The following is an 18,426-nucleotide window of genomic DNA, read 5'->3' as shown; positions in this document are numbered from 1 at the left end:
AAAGGGGGTTACATTTTTAAACCTTATACTCTTTTACCGCATCGATAAATGCCTTTGCATTTTCAAGCGGAATATTAGGTAAAATTCCGTGCCCTAAGTTAACAATATATTTGTCTTTACCAAACTCATTTATCATTTGGTGTACCATTTTTTTAATTTCAGCTGGTGGTGATAATAGTCTAGAAGGATCAAAATTACCTTGTAACGTAATATTTCCTCCTGTTAAATAACGTGCGTTTCTAGGTGAACATGTCCAGTCAACACCTAAGGCTGAAGCATTTGAATTTGCCATTTTATCTAAAGCAAACCAACATCCTTTTCCAAAAGCAATAACTGGAGCATCGTCTTTTAATGCTTCAATTATTTGATTAATGTATTGCCATGAAAATTCATGATAATCAGTTGGTGATAACATTCCACCCCATGAGTCAAAAACTTGAACAGCATCTACCCCTGCTTTTACTTTTGCTTTTAAATAAGCAATTGTAGTCTCTGTTATTTTACTAAGCAATTGGTGTGCCAAAACTGGTTTTGTAAAACAAAATTCTTTTGCTTTATCAAAATTCTTTGATCCTTGCCCTTGTACAACGTAACATAAAATAGTCCATGGTGAACCTGCAAAACCAATTAAAGGAACTTCATCATTTAATTTTTCTTTAGTTGCTTTTATCGCCTGCATTACATAGTCTAATTCTATGTTTACATCAGGAACAACAACGGTATCTAACCCTTTTTGATCTCTAATCGGGTTTGGTAAATAAGGACCAAAATCAGGTTTCATTTGCACCTCAATATTCATCGCCTGTGGAATCACTAAAATATCAGAAAATAAAATAGCTGCATCCATTCCGTATCTGCGAATAGGTTGCACAGTAATTTCTGATGCTAATTCAGGAGTTCTACAACGCGTAAAAAAATCGTATTTCTTTTTTATTTCTTGAAATTCTGGTAAATAACGCCCAGCTTGACGCATCATCCAAACTGGCGGGCGATCTACAGTTTCTCCTTTTAATGCTCTTAAAAATAAATCGTTTTTTATCATTTTATGCTTTTTTGCTAGCTGTTCATTTTTAATTCGTTTAATGTAAAAATTAACCGATAGCTATTTTATTATTTATATTTTAGAAACCGCTTCCATTGCTTTATCAATAGCTTTTGAAACCTTTTTTATGTCTTTTTTTGTTAAAGCCGATGTTAAAAACCAAGCCTCAAACTGTGATGGCGGTAAAAATACGCCGTTTTTTATCATTGCCCAAAAGAAGGTTGCAAATTTATTGGTATCTGATGTTTGTGCTTGTTCAAAATTAGTTACCCTAACATTTGTAAAAAATGGATTAACCATAGAACCAAATCTATTTACAGTAATATCTACCCCATATTTTTTAGCTGATGCCAATAAAAGCTCTTCAATAGTTTGTGCTATTTTATCAAATTTATCATACGGATTTTGTTTCTTTAATTCAGTTAAAGTAGCAATACCTCCTGCCATAGCAATTGGATTTCCACTTAATGTTCCTGCCTGATACATTCCTCCTAAGGGTGCAACTTCTTGCATAATTTCGTTACGAGCTCCGTAAGCTCCTACTGGGAAACCACCACCGATTACCTTTCCTAAACACGTAATATCCGCTTCTACTCCTAATAATTCTTGTGCACCACCAAATTTAGAACGGAAACCTGTCATAACCTCATCAACAATTAATAAAGCTCCTTTAGATTCTAAATATGATTTTAATTCCTTTAAAAAATCATTTTGAGGAATAACAACTCCCATATTACCTGCAATAGGTTCTAAAATAACCCCAGCAATATCATCATGTTCTTCAAAATGTGCTTTTACACTATCTAAATCGTTATAATTAGCAATTAAAGTATTTTTTACAGCACCATCTGGTACTCCTTTACTTCCTGGTAAACTTAAAGTAGCCAAACCAGAACCAGCAGCAACTAATAACGCATCTTGATGCCCGTGGTAGCAACCTGCAAATTTTATAATTTTATCTTTTCCTGTAAAAGCTCTAGCCAAACGGATTCCGCTTAAAACAGCTTCTGTTCCTGAATTTACAAAACGAACTTTATCCATCCCTGGAAAAGCATCACATACTATTTTTGCTAATTTAATTTCATTTTCTGTAGATGCACCAAAAGAATACCCATTTTTCAAGGCTTTTTTAATAGCTTTTTCAACTTTTTTATGACGATGTCCTAAAATCATCGGTCCGTAAGAAAGTACTAAATCTACATAGGTATTATTATCAACATCTGTAATTTTAGATCCTTTTGCTTTTTTGATAAACAACGGATTACCTCCTACTGATGAAAATGCTCTTACAGGAGAATTTACAGCCCCTACAAGATTTACCAATCCTTTTTTATATAGATTTTGTGATTTTTTAAATTCCATTTTTATAGTTTTTTTAAAATCATATTTTATAGAATTTTATATAAAATAAAAATGTATCAAAAAAGGTATAAAACTAACTTCTTTGATACAAATCTATTCTTTTTTAAAAATTCACTAAATATGACAATTCGTATTTTGTTTTATTTTCTATTCAATACTCTTGCTGCTTCTTTAGCAAAATAAGTAATAATAATATCGGCTCCTGCTCTTTTCATCGATAGTAAGCTTTCCATCATTACTTTTTCGCCATCAATCCAACCTTTTTCGGCTGCTGCTTTTACCATTGAATATTCTCCACTTACATTATAACATGCAATTGGTCGGTCAAAATTATTTTTTAAATCTCTAATGATATCTAAATAAGATAAAGCTGGCTTTACCATTAAAATATCTGCTCCTTCTTGGTCATCAAAAGTTGCTTCACGCATTCCTTCATCTCTATTAGAAGCATCCATTTGATACGTTCTTCTATCACCAAAAGAAGGTGCTGAATCTACCGCTTCTCTAAAAGGGCCATAAAATGCTGATGCGTACTTCACAGAATATCCCATAATTGGTAAGTTTGCAAAGCCAGTATTATCAAGAGATTCTCTCATCATGGCAATTGTTCCATCCATCATTCCTGACGGCGCAACCATATCTGCTCCTGCTCTTGCATGCGAAACAGTTTGTTTTGCTAGATTTACTAGAGTGGCATCGTTATCAACATCGTTATTATGAATAACACCACAATGACCGTGCGATGTATATTCACAAAAACAAACATCAGTAATTACATATAATTCAGGGTAATTCTTTTTGATAAAACGGATTGCTTGTTGCATAACTCCGTTATCATTCCACGTTTCAGTTCCTTCATTATCTTTTTCAGATGGTATTCCGAATAATAAAACAGCAGGAATATTTAATTCGACAACCTCATCCAATTCTTTAGAAATTCTATCCAAAGAAAAACGTTTGATACCAGGCATAGAGCCTATTTCGGTTTCGATATTTTCACCTTCTTCAATAAATAAAGGATACACAAAATCATCAACAGATACTTTTGTTTCTCTAACTAATCTTCTAATTCCTTCGGTTTTTCTAAGTCTTCTTGTACGAAACATAACAATATATTTTAATAAAATTAAGCGTATTTAATTTATAAATACGCTTAATTTTATTTTTTTATTCTTTTATAAAATGTGTATTTACTAATTTAACAACACTTTCTACGGTTGGTAATTTAGCAACTTGTACATTTTCGAAATATTTACGAGCTTCTTTTGCAGTACTTTCACCAATACAAAAGGCTATTTTATTTGCCTTATTTTCTTGCATATAACTTTCAACTGTTGATGGGCTATAGAATAACACACCATTTACAGTATCATCAACTTTAGATGAACTAAGAGTTGTTTTGTACGCTTCTACTTCGTTTACCGTAATTCCGCTTTCTTTTAACGTATTTGGTAAGGTATCTAAACGTAAATCACTACAAAAATAGGTTACAGATTGTCCTTTTATTTCAGTTGATAAATAAGCTGCTAATTTTGTAGCATTTCTTTCTGATTTTACGACACTTCCTATTTTTTGCTCAATTAATTTTTTGGTTCTACGCCCAACGCAATAAATATTTTTGAATTTTAATTCTTCCGAAGAAAATGAATTTGCAATTGCTTCTACCCCATTTTGACTGGTGATAATTACATTTTCAATTTCATTTTTAACTACTTTAGGAGCAATTCTGTTAAAACGAATTTTAATAAAATCACTATCTTGAACATCAATTGATGAATCAACTAATCCTTTTTGAATTTCAGATAATTTTTTAGTAGAATAAATAGCGAAGTCTTTTTCTTCTTCTACATTTTTTATCATTAATTCTTTACCTCCTTTATTGATAATATAATCGGCACAATCTTTTGCTAAAAAACGATGACGCCCAACTTTAGCATTTTTTGTTACAGATATTTTCTTTTTACCATCTTCACTTAATAATAAACCTTTAAAGTTTATTTCTTCAGTTTTAGGGTCAACGTATGCAATTGCACCAATTGGCGCAGTACAACCGCCTTCTAATAAGTTTAAAAATTCACGTTCAATACCTACACAAATTTGTGTTTCGTAATGATTTAATTGTTCACAAGCATCTCTAGAAAAATCATCATTACTCGAAACAGTAATCATAATTGCTCCTTGCGCTGGTGCAGGAATCATCCACGATAAGTTAATTGCTCCTTCTGGTCGCTTTCCTAATCTTTCTAATCCTGCGGCAGCAAAAATAGCGCCGTTCCATTGGTTATCTTCTAATTTTTGTAAACGTGTGTTTACATTTCCTCTTAAACCAACTACTTCGTGCGTAGGGTAACGGTTTAACCATTGTGCTTTTCTACGTAAACTACCTGTTGCAATAACAGCGTTTGGTTGCCCAAAAAACTCTTCATTATCTTTTAATAGTAAAATATCGTTGTAATTTGCACGTTTTAAAACAGCTCCTTGAATAATTCCTTCAGGTAAAACCGTTGGAACATCTTTTAATGAATGTACGGCAATATCAATATCACCACCTAACATAGCAAGGTCTAAATTTTTAGTAAAAACACCTGTAATTCCTAATTCGTGTAACGGCGTATCTAAATCAAGATCTCCTGTTGATTTTATTGGAACTATTTCACATTCGTACCCTAATTCCTCTAATTCTTTACGAACTTTGTTTGCTTGCCACATAGCCAATTGGCTATCTCGTGTACCTATTTTAATTGTCTTCTGCATGGATAGTTTCTAAATTTGCCCCAAACACTTTTGCCATTACCTCTATACTATTAGTGACAGAAGTTTCTTCGGTTTTTAAGTGTTTCACAAATTGTGTGGTTATTTTTTGAATAAATCTTGATGTAATTACTTCAGCTTGCGATTCGTCAAAATCTTTTATTTTTTTCTTATGAAAAGCGATTTCATCTTGTTGAATAGTTTTTAACGATTCTTTTAACGCCGTAATTGCGGGTGTAAATTTACGATGATTTAACCACTCTTTGAACTCATTTTTATAGATTTCTATAATTTTTTCTGCTACAGGTACTTCTTGCTGACGAATAGCCAATGTTTCATCTGTTATTTTTGATAATTCATCAACATTTATTAGCGTAACATTTGGTAAATCGGCAACTTCTTTCGATACGTTTGCAGGCATTGATAAATCTAAAATTAAAAGCGGTTTTTTTGTTAAAACATGTTCTCTTTTAATGGTTGCCTGAGCCGCACCTGTTGATACGATTAGCACATCGGTATTTGCGATTTCTTTAGTTAAGTTTTCGAATTTCGCATTTTGAATAGCTGGATGCTCTTTTACAAATTCAATAGCTTTTTCTTCGGTTCTATTAACTAAACGTACTGATTTATTTTGGGTATATTCCGCTAAATTTTTACAGGTATGTTTTCCCATTTTACCTAAGCCAAAAACCAACATATTTTTAGCATTATAACTTGGTAAGTTTTTAATAAGATACTGAACTGCTGCGTAAGAAACCGATGTTGTTCCCGAACTTAACTTAGTTTCATTTTTCACACGCTTACTTGCTTGCATTACGTGGTTTAATAAACGCTCAAAATACGCATTTACCGTTCCTATTTCTTTTGCTAATTTAAAAGCCTGACGTAACTGCCCAACAATTTCATAATCGCCTAGTATTTGGCTATCTAAACCTGTTCCCATTCTAAAGAGGTGGCGAATTGCTTCGTTATTCTTATAAACGTTTGATACTTCTGCAAATTCTTCAATTGCTCCGTTAGAATATTTACACAATAGACTTATTAACTGAAAAGGATGCGCTGCAAAACCTGTAATTTCGGTTCTGTTACAGGTTGACAACACAAAAATGCCATCAATTCCAATTTGTTTTGCATCTTCTAAAAGTGCTATTTGGTTTTCTTTCGAAATACTAAATTTACCTCGAATACTTGCATCAGCTTTTTTATAGCTAACACCTATATTGTATAAATTCTTGTTATGTTTATCTGTTGCCATTCAGTCTTCTTCAGTAAGGAGTCACAAAAATATAAAGATTAAATAAAAAAAAATGTCGCTCAAAGAACTTTTAATGTCGCTTGCTGTTTTTTAGTATAAAAACATCTCTAAAACACTTATAAAGTGTATTTTTGCAGTGAAATCAACTATGGAAGCCAATTCAATTTAGAGTCATTCTAAATAGATTATTTTTAATTATATTTTAGACTATGTCAAAAAACATCGCAGAAAGTACGTTTAGAGAAATCATCCTAGAAAAAGGTTTTTTTGTTTTAAAATTTCAAAATAACACTAACGAAACTGAATTTTACAAAAGAGATATTGACAACTCCTACATACAGTTACATTACTGTGTTAAAGGGAATTGCAAGTTTCATTTTAATAATACTAGCTATACATTTAACGTATTAGATAAACATGTTATCTTTTTGTATAATCCACAGCAAAACCTCCCTATAAACTTAGAAATATTACCGAAAACATCTTTGGTATCTCTTTTAATTTCTATTGAAAAATTTCATGCTTTATTTTCAAAAGAAGCCAGTTATATTCCTTTTTTAAGTGATGATAATAAGCATAAAAAATATTATGATGATACTCAAATTAGCCCAAATACCTTAATGGTTTTACAGCAAATTTTAACGGCAAAAAACCATAGCTCAATGAAAGATCTTTACATAAAAGGGAAAACATACGAATTATTAAGCCTTCATTTTGATACTGGTAAAAACACCGAAAATGAATACTGTCCTTTTTTAGTAGATGATCGAGAAATTCAAAAAATTAGACATGCAAAAGATATTATTATTGCTAAAATGAGTGAGCCCCCTACCCTACAAGAACTTGCTACCGAAGTAGGTTTAAATTTAAAAAAATTAAAAGAAGGCTTTAAACAAATATATGGCGATACCGTTTACAGTTTTCTTTTTGATTACAAAATGGAACACGCACGCAAACTTTTAGAAAGCAATAAATTTAACGTAAACGAAGTTGGTTTACAACTTGGTTATAGCACTTCTAGCCATTTTATAGCCGCTTTTAAAAAGAAATTTGGCACTACTCCAAAACAATATGTAATTTCTTTACAAGCCAATCAAAAGTAAAAAAGATGAAACAACTTACGCATTACGACATAGACAACAAGCAACAAAAATTTCCAATAACCATTGTTTGCGATGCCATACGAACCCCTGAAAACATCGGTATGTGTTTTCGTATTGCCGAGAGTTTTGGTGTTCAAAAAATATTTTTACACCAAAGTTCGCCTTCTATTCAAAATAGAAATGTAAAACGTACGGCTAGAAATACTATTTCGCAAATTGAACATGAAATTTATGATGATTTCAACCAAGTAATTAAACAATTAAAAACCGAAGGGAATACAATTATAGGTATTGAAATTGCCGATAAAAGCGTACCGCTTCAAAATTTCGATTTTACATCCGAAGAAAAAATAGTACTACTTTTAGGAAGTGAAAGAAATGGCATTGAAAATATTAATAATGTTGATGCAACTGTTGCAATCCCTATGTTTGGTAGAAACTCATCAATGAACGTAATACACAGTTTAAGCATTGCTTTATATGAAACAACAAATCAATTAAATAAAATAAAATAACATTAAATACACGGTAAATCAGATTCTTTTAAACAAACCTGCTTTACGTTAGATTGATAAAAAAATAAAAAAATGAAAGGAGCTTTATTAGTAAATTTAGGATCACCTGAAAGTACAGATCCAAAAGATGTTAAAAAATATTTAGGTGAATTTTTAATGGACGAACGCGTAATTGATGTTCCGTATTGGTTTCGTTCATTTTTAGTAAAAGGAATTATTTTAAACACTCGCCCGAAAAAATCAGCAGCAGCTTATAACAAAATTTGGTGGAAAGACGGTTCTCCTTTAATTGTTTTATCAGAAAGGTTACAAAAAAAGGTGCAAGAAAAAACTGAATATCCTGTTGCTTTAGCAATGCGATACGGTACAATGACCATTAAAAAAGGACTACAAGAATTACACGATAAAGGCGTTACCGAAGTATTATTAATTCCTCTATACCCACAATTTGCGATGGCAACAACTGAAACTATTGTTGTTTTAGCTGAAAAAATTAGAAAGGAATTTTTCCCAGAGATGAAAATTACAGATGTTCCTGCTTTTTATAAAAAACCAGAATACATAAGCGCTTTATCGAACAGTATTAAAGAGTATTTAGCCGATAAAGAATACGACCATATCTTATTTTCTTACCATGGAGTTCCTGAGCGTCATATTCGCAAATCCGACATTACAAAAAGTCATTGTAAAATAGATGGGAGTTGTTGTAACACGCCATCAAAAGCACATGAATTTTGTTATCGTCATCAATGTTTTGAAACTACAAAAAATGTAATATCAACATTAAATTTAGATGAGAATATAGTTTCAACCTCGTTTCAATCTCGTTTAGGAGTTGATCCTTGGTTACAACCTTATACTGATAGAACTATTGTAAAAAAAGCCGAAAAAGACGGTATTAAAAAACTCGCTATTGTAACACCTGCTTTTGTTTCTGATTGTTTAGAAACTTTAGAAGAAATTGCCATGGAAGGAAAAGAAGAGTTTTTAGAAGCCGGTGGTGAAGAATTCCATACAGTGCCTTGTATTAACGACAATAAACAATGGGTCAATGCTTTAGCTGATTGGATTAATAACTGGAAATGATAAAAATAAGTACGTTATTTTAAAAATATTATCTATATTCGTTATAAATTATATATAAAAAACAATGAAAAATTTTAAAAAAATTGCTGCAGGAATTGCTATTGCTGTGGTATCTGTAGGAAGTATTAGTGCTCAAAAGAAAATTGGTACTTTCGGAGGTTTAACTCAAAAAAATCTTGGGTTTAAAAAAATAAGAGTACCTTATACTGATGTTATTTCTTACAAAGGTTTTGTAAAATCAGGTAATGAAGATGAAATTAAAGATGGAAAAAAATTCTATTATTTATATGTTTGGGTTCCTGCTGTTGCTCCTGAATTAGGTGTAAGAATGGTTTCTCCTATAGGAAAAAATAAACCGAAAAATGCCATTGTATCTGCTGATTTTGAAGCAAACAAAAAATCTAAAGATTATTTTGACACCTATATTACTTTAGAGCGTTCAGATATTTTTACAAAAGGTTCTATTACCGAAAGTAAAGTTAAAAACGCAAATTGGCATACACTTGCTAAAAATGATGATAGTAGCGAAATGCCTAAATTACCTAGTGGATCTAGATATAATTCATTATTAAGATATAAAAGTGAAACAGGAAATCCTTTAAAAGCCATTACTACTGGTTTGTACAGAATTGGATTTACGACCTATAAAAAAGGAGAGGTAAAAGGTACATTTTTAGCTCAAATTGCAGCACCTATAAAATTACCAGGAGTTGTTGTTGCTAAATCTATTGCTGAATTAAAAAAGCAAATGTAATTAATTACATTAAAATCATTAAATTTGAGGTCTTAAAACAATGTTGTTTTAAGACCTCATTTTTTTTTATTATGGATTTTTTATATATAAAAGCACTACATATTATTTTTGTAGTCACTTGGTTTGCAGGATTATTTTATGTTGGACGCTTATTTATTTATCATGTAGAAGCCGAAAAAAAAGACGAAACAGCTAAGGGAATTTTACAAACGCAATACAAATTAATGACTAAGCGTTTGTGGTATATTATTACCTGGCCATCGTTATTTTTAGCTAGTTTTTTTGCTATTTGGATGCTTATAGAAAATCCTATTTATTTAGAATTACCTTGGATGCATGTTAAATTAGCATTTGTTTTAGCCTTATATTTTTATCACGGATTTTGTCATAAAATATATAAAGAACTACAGCGAGATGAAATAAACTATAGCCCTACAAAACTAAGAATACTTAACGAAGCGCCAACTGTAATTTTATTTGCTGTAGTTTTTTTAGTAGTTTTAAAAAACACGATTAGTTGGGTTTGGGGAGTTGTAGGAATTATTCTTTTTGGTGTATTATTAATGTTTGGAATTCAATTTTATAAAAAGCTAAGAGCTAAAAAATCTTGGGACAAACAAGATAAAGAATTACTTAAAAAACAGAATAAATAATTTTTTTTTGACATCAAAAAGAATTAAAAACAATATTATGAAAAAAATATTTTTAGTATTTATTAGCATTATTTTAATTAGTTCATGCGCTTCTAAAAGTGATGAAATACCAATTCCTGAAGAACTAATAAAAACCAAAGATCCTCTTATAGGCATTTGGAAATTAACCCACAAAAACACCACAGTTATAACTGATACTTGCCAAAAAAAGGACAGTTATACCTTCATTAATAATGGTCATTACATTTTTAATGATTACAATAACACCAATAATTTATGTACTAAGGATGAAAAATCATCTTACAAAGGCTATTGGAAAAATAATGAAAATAATACCTATAATTTTAAGAAAGATAAACATACAGGTAATGGTAACGATTTAAATATTAATTTTTCTGAAGATAAACAAGAATTTACTTTTCCTAGTAATGGATTAACCTACAAGAGACAGTAATTCATAAAAAAATCCGAAATTTAAAAATTTCGGATTTTTTTATCCTAATTTTATTGAATCTTCAAAAGGAATACGATTCACAATAGACCTACCTAAAGTAATCTCATCAGCATATTCTAATTCGTCGCCCACCGAAATTCCTCTAGCAATGGTAGAGATTGCTATATTACAGCCTTCTATTTGCTTATAAATATAAAAGTTTGTAGTATCGCCTTCCATAGTTGCACTCAAAGCAAAAATCAATTCTTTTACTTCGCCTTTTTTAACTTTATTTATCAAAGATGCTATTTCTAAATTTTGAGGTCCAATACCTTCAATGGGCGAAATTTTACCGCCCAAAACATGATACACCCCTCTAAATTGTGCTGTACTTTCAATAGCCATTACATCTCGAAGATCTTCAACAACACATACAACACTAGCATTTCTATTCGGGTTATTACATATTTCACACAATAGTGTATCTGAAATATTATGACATTTTTTACACGTTTTTACATCGTTTCGTAAATGCGTTAAAGCACTTGTTAAATAACTCGTATTTTCAGCGGGTTGTTTTAATAAATGTAAGACTAAACGAAGTGCCGTTCGCTTACCTATTCCTGGCAATCTACTAACCTCTTCGACTGCTTTTTCTAGTAATTTTGAAGAAAAATCCATACTGCAAATTTACAATTTTTCAAATAGCATCACTAAAATATATCAGTTTAAAAAAGTATCTTTGTTATTTACATTTAAACAAACAATTTACAATGAATTCAGAAATAAGAAACTTAGAGCCTAAAGCTGTTTGGAAGAATTTTGCCGACTTAAATGCCGTACCCCGTCCCTCTAAAAAAGAAGAAAAAATTATCCAATTTATGGTTGATTTTGGTGAAAAATTGCAATTAGAAACAATGGTCGATAAGGTTGGAAACGTAATTATTCGCAAGCCAGCTTCTTTAGGCATGGAAAACCGTAAAATGATTGTATTACAAAGTCATTTAGATATGGTACATCAAAAAAATGCTGACACTATTTTCGATTTTGATACAGAAGGAATTAAAATGTTTGTTGATGGTGATTGGGTAAGAGCTAAGGGAACTACTTTAGGTGCCGATAACGGCTTAGGAGTTGCCTCAATTATGGCTATTTTAGAATCTTCAGAAATTGCACATCCTGCTATTGAAGCTTTATTTACTATTGATGAAGAAACTGGTATGACTGGTGCAATGGGCTTAGAAGGAGGTATTTTAAAAAGTGAAATCTTATTAAATTTAGATACCGAAGATGATGATGAAATTAGTATGGGTTGTGCAGGTGGTGTAGATGTTACCGCTACAAGAACATATACTAAAGAAGCTACTCCTGAAAATACAACTGCTTTTGAAATTGCTATTACAGGCTTAAAAGGAGGACATTCAGGAATGGATATTATTAAAGGTTTAGGAAATGCCAACAAAATAATGAATCGTTTATTATTTGATGGTTTCACAAACTTTGGTTTACGTGTTGCTGATATAAACGGAGGTAGTTTACGTAACGCTATTCCTCGTGAAAGTTTTTCAACTGTAGTTGTTGATACTATCTCAAAAGAACCTTTCTTATTTGAAATTGAAAAATTAATAAATACGATTAAAGCTGAATTTTCAAAAATAGAACCTAATTTATCAATTGAATTAGAAGAAACTGAAACTCCTAAACATGTTATAGATTTAGGCGTTCAAGAAGGATTTATTAAAGCAATGTACACAGCTTTAAACGGTGTATATCGTATGAGTCCTGATATTGAAGGATTAGTAGAAACCTCTAACAATATTGCTCGTGTTACTGCTAAAGAAGGAAAAATAAGAATTGCTTGTTTAACTCGTTCTTCATCAGAAAGTAATAAATGGGATTTAGCAAACTCAATACGTTCAGCTTATGAATTAGCTGGTTTTGATGTTGAATTTTCTGGTTCGTATCCTGGTTGGTTACCTAACTTAGATTCTGAAATTTTAAAGATAGTTGAAAAATTATATATAGAATTACATAACGAACAACCTAATGTAGCGGCTTGTCATGCAGGTTTAGAATGTGGACTTTTAGGACAGAATTATCCTGAAATGGATATGATTTCTTTCGGTCCAAACATTAGAGGACCACACTCTCCTGATGAATGTGCACAGATTTCATCAACACAAAAATATTGGAAATTTTTATTAGAAATTTTAAAGAATATTCCTAGTAAAAATTAATTATCAATAAAAAACTTAAAAACCACAACAGATAACGTTGTGGTTTTTTGTTTACATTTACGCTATGAATCTTTTATCACATTTATATTTATCTGGAAATAACACCGAATTAATGATTGGTAATTTTATTGCTGACCATATTAATGGTAATAAATTTTCTCATTTTAAAGAAAATATTCAAAAAGGTATTATTTTACATCGTAAAATAGATACTTATACCGATGCGCACAAAATTGTTAGAAAAAGTAAACGAAGATTACACGAGCGTTACGGACATTACGATGGCGTAATTATTGACATTTTTTTCGACCATTTTTTAGCCAAAAACTGGACTACATATTCGGCTATTCCTTTAGATATTTATGTAAATTCTGTCTACAAATTGTTAGAAAAAAATAATTCAAGGCTTCCCGAAAAAACACAAAATTTACTCCCTAGTATGGTAAAATATAATTGGTTGTATAATTATCAATTTATCAATGGAATTCAAGAAGTTTTAAACGGAATAAACAGACGTACAAAAGGAAAATCTCAAATGAATTTAGCTTCTGAAGATTTAGCAATTCATTATCATTTATTTGAACAAGATTTTACTTTATTTTTTCAAGAATTACGTGATTTTTGTAATATACAAATTGCTGAAATATGATTTTATCAGAAACACATCAAACTCCCGTATTAGAAAAACCTATTCGATTACAAGAATACGGAACTGGAATTTTTAAAACTATTCCAACAAAATCGGGATTCAAAAAAGCAATTAAAAAAAAGTTAGTTTTTGTCGATGGTAAAATTGCAACTACGGCTCTATTTATCCATGGAAATGAAAAAATAGAATTGTATAAAATTAGCGAAGAAACCACTTTTAAACAATTTAAATTTCCTTTAGAAGTTCTTTTTGAAGATGATTATTTAGCTGTTATTTATAAACCTGCAGGTATTTTAGTTAGTGGAAATTCGTTTGCAACTATTGATAATGCACTACTGCAAAACATCAAAAAAAGCCCTTTGGAAGATGCAACACGTCCACGACCTGTGCATCGATTAGATTATCCAACAAGCGGACTTTTACTTATCGGAAAAACAAGTTCGAGCATCATCGCTTTAAATAAATTATTTGAGGATAAAAAAATTCAAAAAAAATACCATGCAATAAGTATCGGAAAAATAGAAAATAACGGAATTATTGATTTTCCTATTGATGATAAAAAAGCTCAAACATCTTATAAATTAATAAAATCAGTTATTTCTGAACGATTTAAAATATTAAACCTTGTTGAATTATCGCCCAAAACAGGAAGAAAACATCAATTAAGAAAACATTTATTAGCTATAAAAAGTCCAATTTTAGGCGATAAAGAACATTTTTTAGATGGATTTATACTAAATGGAAAAGGATTGTATTTACACGCTTCTACCCTACAATTTGAACATCCATTTACAAAAAAACAACTCATAATTACAAAAGAACTTCCGAAGAAATTCAAAAAAATATTTGGTTGTTAATTTTACTTTAAAAAATATATCTTTGCCAACATGCGAATAGATATTATTACCCTAGCACCCGATTTATTAAAAAGCCCGTTTGAACATTCAATGATGAAACGTGCCATTGACAAAGGTTTAGCCGAAATTCATTTTCATAATTTACGTGATTACGGAATTGGCTCTTACAAAAAACTAGATGACACCCAATTTGGTGGTGGCGCTGGTATGGTTTTAATGATTGAACCGATTGATGCTTGTATTTCTAAATTACAAGCTGAAAGAACATATGACGAAGTCATTTATATGACTCCAGATGCTAAAACATTAAATCAATCAATAGCAAATACGCTTTCGTTAAAAGAAAATATTATTATTTTAACAGGACATTATAAAGGTGTTGACCAACGTGTTCGTGACCGATTTATTACCAAAGAAATTTCTATTGGCGATTATGTTTTAACAGGTGGAGAATTAGCAGCTGCCATTTTATGTGATGCTGTTGTGCGTTTAATCCCTGGGGTTTTAGGTGATGAACAATCTGCTTTAACAGATTCTTTTCAAGATAATTTATTATCGCCACCAGTTTATACAAGACCCGCAGAATATGACGGAATGAAAGTTCCTGAAATATTATTATCGGGTAATTTTCCTAAAATAGAAGAATGGAGAAGCGAAAAAGCCTATAAACACACCAAAAATATACGTCCTGATTTATTAGATGAATAATTTAAAAATTATTTACACGATATAAATTTTGTTAATTACTAATTAACAAATAATTAGGTGCCAAAATATTATTAAACAAAAGTTAGTATTTTATAATTTTTTGATTAATTTTGCACGCATAAATTAACCTCTGACGATAATCGTGTACGTTGTTTTATAAAACAAAAATAAATATTATTACGATGGATTTAGTAAAGTTTGTTCAAGACGAATTTGTAACAAGAAACGAATTACCTCAATTTGCAGCTGGAGACACTATTACTGTGTACTACGAAATTAAGGAAGGAAGTAAAACTCGTACGCAGTTTTTTAGAGGTGTAGTTATTCAAAAAAGAGGTGTTGGTGCTTCTGAAACTTTTACTATCAGAAAAATGTCTGGTACTGTAGGAGTAGAACGTATCTTCCCTATTAACTTACCTGCTATTCAAAAAATTGAAGTAAATAAACAAGGTAAAGTACGTAGAGCTCGTATCTTTTACTTTAGAGACCTTACTGGTAAGAAAGCAAGAATTAAAGAAAGAAGAAGTTAGAAATAACTTTTTTATTCAACTTATAAAAAAGCGTTGTGATTTTTCACAACGCTTTTTTTGTTTTAAATATTTTATCATATCGATAATAAAGCACCCTAACTATTAACATTTTTGCATCAAAAAAATCATTTCTAATTCTTAAATTTGCAATACTTCAATAAATTAATAATAACTGTGCTTGTTTTAATAACAGCGCGTTAAAAAACTGATATATGAGCAAAATAGCAAAAATTATGTACACCAAAACGGATGAAGCTCCTGCGTTAGCTACTCGTTCGTTTTTACCGATTGTAAAAGCTTTTACAAAATCATCTGATATAGCAATAGAAACCAAAGATATTTCTTTAGCTGGGCGTATTCTTGCTAATTTTTCTGATTTCTTAACCGAAGAACAACAAGTAGAAGATGCTTTAGCTTTTTTAGGTGAATTAGCTAAAAAGCCAGAAGCAAATATTATTAAATTACCTAATATTTCGGCTTCTGTACCTCAGTTAAAAGCTGCTATTAAAGAATTACAATCATTAGGATATGCTTTACCTGATTTTCCTGAAGAAGCAAATACAGATGATGAAAAAGCTATTTTAGCTCGTTATAATAAAATTAAAGGGTCGGCGGTAAACCCTGTTTTACGTGAAGGAAACTCTGACCGTAGAGCGCCAAAAGCTGTAAAAAATTACGCTCGTAAAAACCCGCATTCAATGGGTGCATGGTCTTCATCTTCTAAAACTCATGTATCAACAATGAGTACTGGAGATTTTGCTCATACCGAAAAATCTGTAACAGTTAACAATGCTACTGATGTAAAAATTGTACATACAGATGCTACTGGAAATAAAACAACTTTAAAAGAAAAAGTTTCTTTATTAGATGGTGAAGTTATTGATGCTTCTGTCATGAATAAAAAAGCCTTATTAGCTTTTTTAGATGAACAAATTACAGATACTAAAGCACAAGGTTTATTACTTTCTTTACACATGAAAGCAACTATGATGAAGGTTTCTGACCCTATTATATTTGGTCATGCTGTACGTGTTTTCTTTAAAGATTTATTTACTAAACACAGTGCTACTTTTGAACAAATTGGTGTGGATGTAAACAACGGATTCGGAAATTTACTTAGTAATTTAGAAGAATTATCTGAAGATAAAAAAGCTGAAATTTTAGCTGATATTGAAGCTATTTATGCTAAAAATGCTGATGTAGCAATGGTAAATTCTGATAAAGGAATTACTAATTTACATGTACCTTCGGATATAATTATTGATGCTTCTATGCCTGCAATGATTCGTACTTCTGGGCAAATGTGGAATAAAGAAGGAAAACAACAAGATACAAAAGCTGTAATTCCTGATAGTTCATACGCTGGTTTATATCAAGAAACTATTGATTTCTGTAAAAAGAACGGCGCTTTTGACCCTACAACAATGGGGACTGTTCCTAATGTTGGTTTAATGGCTCAAAAAGCTGAAGAATATGGCTCGCATGACAAAACTTTTGAAATTCCTACTAACGGAACTGTTGATGTAATTAATGCTAACGGAACTGTTTTAATTTCTCATGAAGTTGAACAAGGTGATATCTGGAGAATGTGTCAAACAAAAGATGCACCTGTTAAAGACTGGGTAAAATTAGCTGTTACACGTGCTAGAGCTTCTCAAACTCCTGCTATTTTCTGGTTAGGTAAAGAAAGAGCGCATGATGCTGAAATCATCAAAAAGGTAGAGAAATATTTACAAGACCATAATACTGATGGTTTAGATATTCAAATTCTATCGCAAGTAGATGCAACTAAATACACTTTAGAAAGAGTTAAAGACGGAAAAGATACTATTTCGGTAACAGGAAATGTTTTACGTGATTATTTAACCGATTTATTCCCTATTTTAGAATTAGGAACTTCGGCAAAAATGCTTTCTATTGTTCCGTTAATGAATGGTGGTGGTTTATTTGAAACTGGTGCTGGTGGTTCTGCCCCTAAACACGTTGAACAATTAGTTAATGAAAACCATTTACGTTGGGACTCATTAGGTGAATTTTTAGCTTTAGCAGTTTCTTTAGAACATTTAGGAGAAACTAATAATAATAGTAAAGCTAAAGTTTTAGCTGAAACCTTAGATGATGCTACTGATAAATTATTAGATAACAAAAAAGGACCTTCAAGAAAAACAGGTGAATTAGATAATAGAGGTTCTCATTTTTATATAGCAATGTACTGGGCACAAGCATTAGCTGCTCAAAATAAAGATGCTGATTTAAAAGCTCAATTTACACCTATTGCTGAAAAGCTAGTAGAAAATGAAGCAGTAATTGTAAATGAATTGAATAAAGTTCAAGGAAATACAATTAATATTGGTGGGTATTACCAACCAAATGAGGATTTAACTAATGTTATTATGAAACCTAGTGAAGCTTTAAATAGTATTTTAAACGCTATTTAAGAATCATTTTTATATTTAACATAAAAAAAGCAGATGAATATTCATCTGCTTTT

General features: G+C 30.8%; 18 protein-coding genes. 12 read left to right on the top strand and 6 right to left on the bottom strand.

Translation table 11 applies throughout. The features are described 5' to 3' along the window. Window positions 1-16: 16 nt before the first annotated feature. The 5 genes from hemE to hemA form a co-directional block, all read right to left on the bottom strand. The gene (gene hemE, locus ABNT14_RS04125; RefSeq protein ID WP_101903521.1) at window positions 17-1,042 is read right to left on the bottom strand and encodes a uroporphyrinogen decarboxylase; all 1,026 of its coding nucleotides are present in this window, start codon (window positions 1,040-1,042) and stop codon (window positions 17-19) included. A gap of 72 nt (window positions 1,043-1,114) precedes the next feature. Continuing rightward, window positions 1,115-2,404, bottom strand: a complete 1,290-nt coding sequence (hemL, locus tag ABNT14_RS04120; protein ID WP_101903522.1) for a glutamate-1-semialdehyde 2,1-aminomutase — start codon at window positions 2,402-2,404, stop codon at window positions 1,115-1,117. Window positions 2,405-2,544: 140 nt separating this feature from the next. Next, complete coding sequence (gene hemB / locus ABNT14_RS04115; protein WP_101903523.1) at window positions 2,545-3,510, bottom strand: porphobilinogen synthase; 966 nt, start codon at window positions 3,508-3,510, stop codon at window positions 2,545-2,547. Between the two features lie 61 nt (window positions 3,511-3,571). Next, on the bottom strand, window positions 3,572-5,158 hold the full coding sequence (gene hemC, locus ABNT14_RS04110; RefSeq protein WP_101903524.1) for a hydroxymethylbilane synthase: 1,587 nt from the start codon (window positions 5,156-5,158) through the stop codon (window positions 3,572-3,574). After that, window positions 5,142-6,410, bottom strand: a complete 1,269-nt coding sequence (gene hemA, locus ABNT14_RS04105; RefSeq protein WP_101903525.1) for a glutamyl-tRNA reductase — start codon at window positions 6,408-6,410, stop codon at window positions 5,142-5,144. The genes hemC and hemA overlap by 17 nt, the downstream gene beginning before the upstream one ends. Window positions 6,411-6,619: 209 nt before the next feature. Between hemA and ABNT14_RS04100 the strand changes: the two genes are divergently transcribed. The 6 genes from ABNT14_RS04100 to ABNT14_RS04075 all read left to right on the top strand — a co-directional run bounded on the left by ABNT14_RS04100 (window position 6,620) and on the right by ABNT14_RS04075 (window position 10,975). Beyond that, window positions 6,620-7,513 carry a helix-turn-helix domain-containing protein gene (locus tag ABNT14_RS04100; RefSeq protein WP_058884750.1) on the top strand — a complete coding sequence of 298 codons (894 nt, stop codon included), beginning with the start codon at window positions 6,620-6,622 and terminating at the stop codon, window positions 7,511-7,513. Between the two features lie 5 nt (window positions 7,514-7,518). Further along, a complete protein-coding gene (locus ABNT14_RS04095; protein WP_058884749.1) occupies window positions 7,519-8,028 on the top strand; it encodes a TrmH family RNA methyltransferase in 510 nt (169 codons plus the stop codon). Window positions 8,029-8,100: 72 nt separating this feature from the next. Continuing rightward, entirely contained in the window at window positions 8,101-9,114 is a 1,014-nt protein-coding gene (hemH, locus tag ABNT14_RS04090; RefSeq protein ID WP_101903526.1) for a ferrochelatase, read from the top strand. Window positions 9,115-9,178: 64 nt separating this feature from the next. Beyond that, on the top strand, window positions 9,179-9,868 hold the full coding sequence (locus ABNT14_RS04085) for a Lipl32 family lipoprotein (RefSeq protein ID WP_101903527.1): 690 nt from the start codon (window positions 9,179-9,181) through the stop codon (window positions 9,866-9,868). 71 nt (window positions 9,869-9,939) lie between these two features. Then, window positions 9,940-10,521 carry a CopD family protein gene (locus tag ABNT14_RS04080; protein ID WP_101903528.1) on the top strand — a complete coding sequence of 194 codons (582 nt, stop codon included), beginning with the start codon at window positions 9,940-9,942 and terminating at the stop codon, window positions 10,519-10,521. A gap of 37 nt (window positions 10,522-10,558) precedes the next feature. After that, the gene (locus ABNT14_RS04075) at window positions 10,559-10,975 is read left to right on the top strand and encodes a hypothetical protein (RefSeq protein ID WP_101903529.1); all 417 of its coding nucleotides are present in this window, start codon (window positions 10,559-10,561) and stop codon (window positions 10,973-10,975) included. A gap of 39 nt (window positions 10,976-11,014) precedes the next feature. On the opposite strand, the gene recR is transcribed toward ABNT14_RS04075, so the two are convergent. Beyond that, window positions 11,015-11,635 (bottom strand): recombination mediator RecR, encoded by a 621-nt coding sequence (recR, locus tag ABNT14_RS04070; protein ID WP_101903530.1) that lies wholly within the window; start codon window positions 11,633-11,635, stop codon window positions 11,015-11,017. A gap of 92 nt (window positions 11,636-11,727) precedes the next feature. On the opposite strand from recR, the gene ABNT14_RS04065 reads away from it, so the two are divergent. From ABNT14_RS04065 to ABNT14_RS04040, 6 genes are all read left to right on the top strand, one after another. Continuing rightward, window positions 11,728-13,191, top strand: coding sequence for an aminoacyl-histidine dipeptidase (locus ABNT14_RS04065; RefSeq protein ID WP_101903531.1), 1,464 nt, complete (start codon window positions 11,728-11,730; stop codon window positions 13,189-13,191). A gap of 64 nt (window positions 13,192-13,255) precedes the next feature. Beyond that, window positions 13,256-13,840 (top strand): ACP phosphodiesterase, encoded by a 585-nt coding sequence (locus ABNT14_RS04060; protein ID WP_101903532.1) that lies wholly within the window; start codon window positions 13,256-13,258, stop codon window positions 13,838-13,840. Continuing rightward, window positions 13,837-14,697, top strand: coding sequence for an RluA family pseudouridine synthase (locus tag ABNT14_RS04055; RefSeq protein ID WP_101903533.1), 861 nt, complete (start codon window positions 13,837-13,839; stop codon window positions 14,695-14,697). The genes ABNT14_RS04060 and ABNT14_RS04055 overlap by 4 nt, the downstream gene beginning before the upstream one ends. Before the next feature lie 30 nt (window positions 14,698-14,727). Beyond that, entirely contained in the window at window positions 14,728-15,405 is a 678-nt protein-coding gene (gene trmD / locus ABNT14_RS04050) for a tRNA (guanosine(37)-N1)-methyltransferase TrmD (RefSeq protein WP_101903534.1), read from the top strand. A 182-nt stretch (window positions 15,406-15,587) separates the two neighbouring features. Then, complete coding sequence (gene rplS / locus ABNT14_RS04045) at window positions 15,588-15,935, top strand: 50S ribosomal protein L19 (RefSeq protein ID WP_058886240.1); 348 nt, start codon at window positions 15,588-15,590, stop codon at window positions 15,933-15,935. Window positions 15,936-16,147: 212 nt separating this feature from the next. Then, window positions 16,148-18,373: an NADP-dependent isocitrate dehydrogenase gene (locus tag ABNT14_RS04040; protein WP_101903535.1), complete on the top strand. Its 2,226-nt coding sequence runs from the start codon at window positions 16,148-16,150 to the stop codon at window positions 18,371-18,373. Window positions 18,374-18,426: the final 53 nt, after the last annotated feature.

The sequence above is a fragment of the Tenacibaculum dicentrarchi genome, assembly GCF_964036635.1.
GTDB lineage: Bacteria > Bacteroidota > Bacteroidia > Flavobacteriales > Flavobacteriaceae > Polaribacter > Polaribacter dicentrarchi.
The sequence above is the reverse complement of the archived record's forward strand: the minus strand, read 5'-3'. Positions and strand labels throughout refer to the sequence as shown.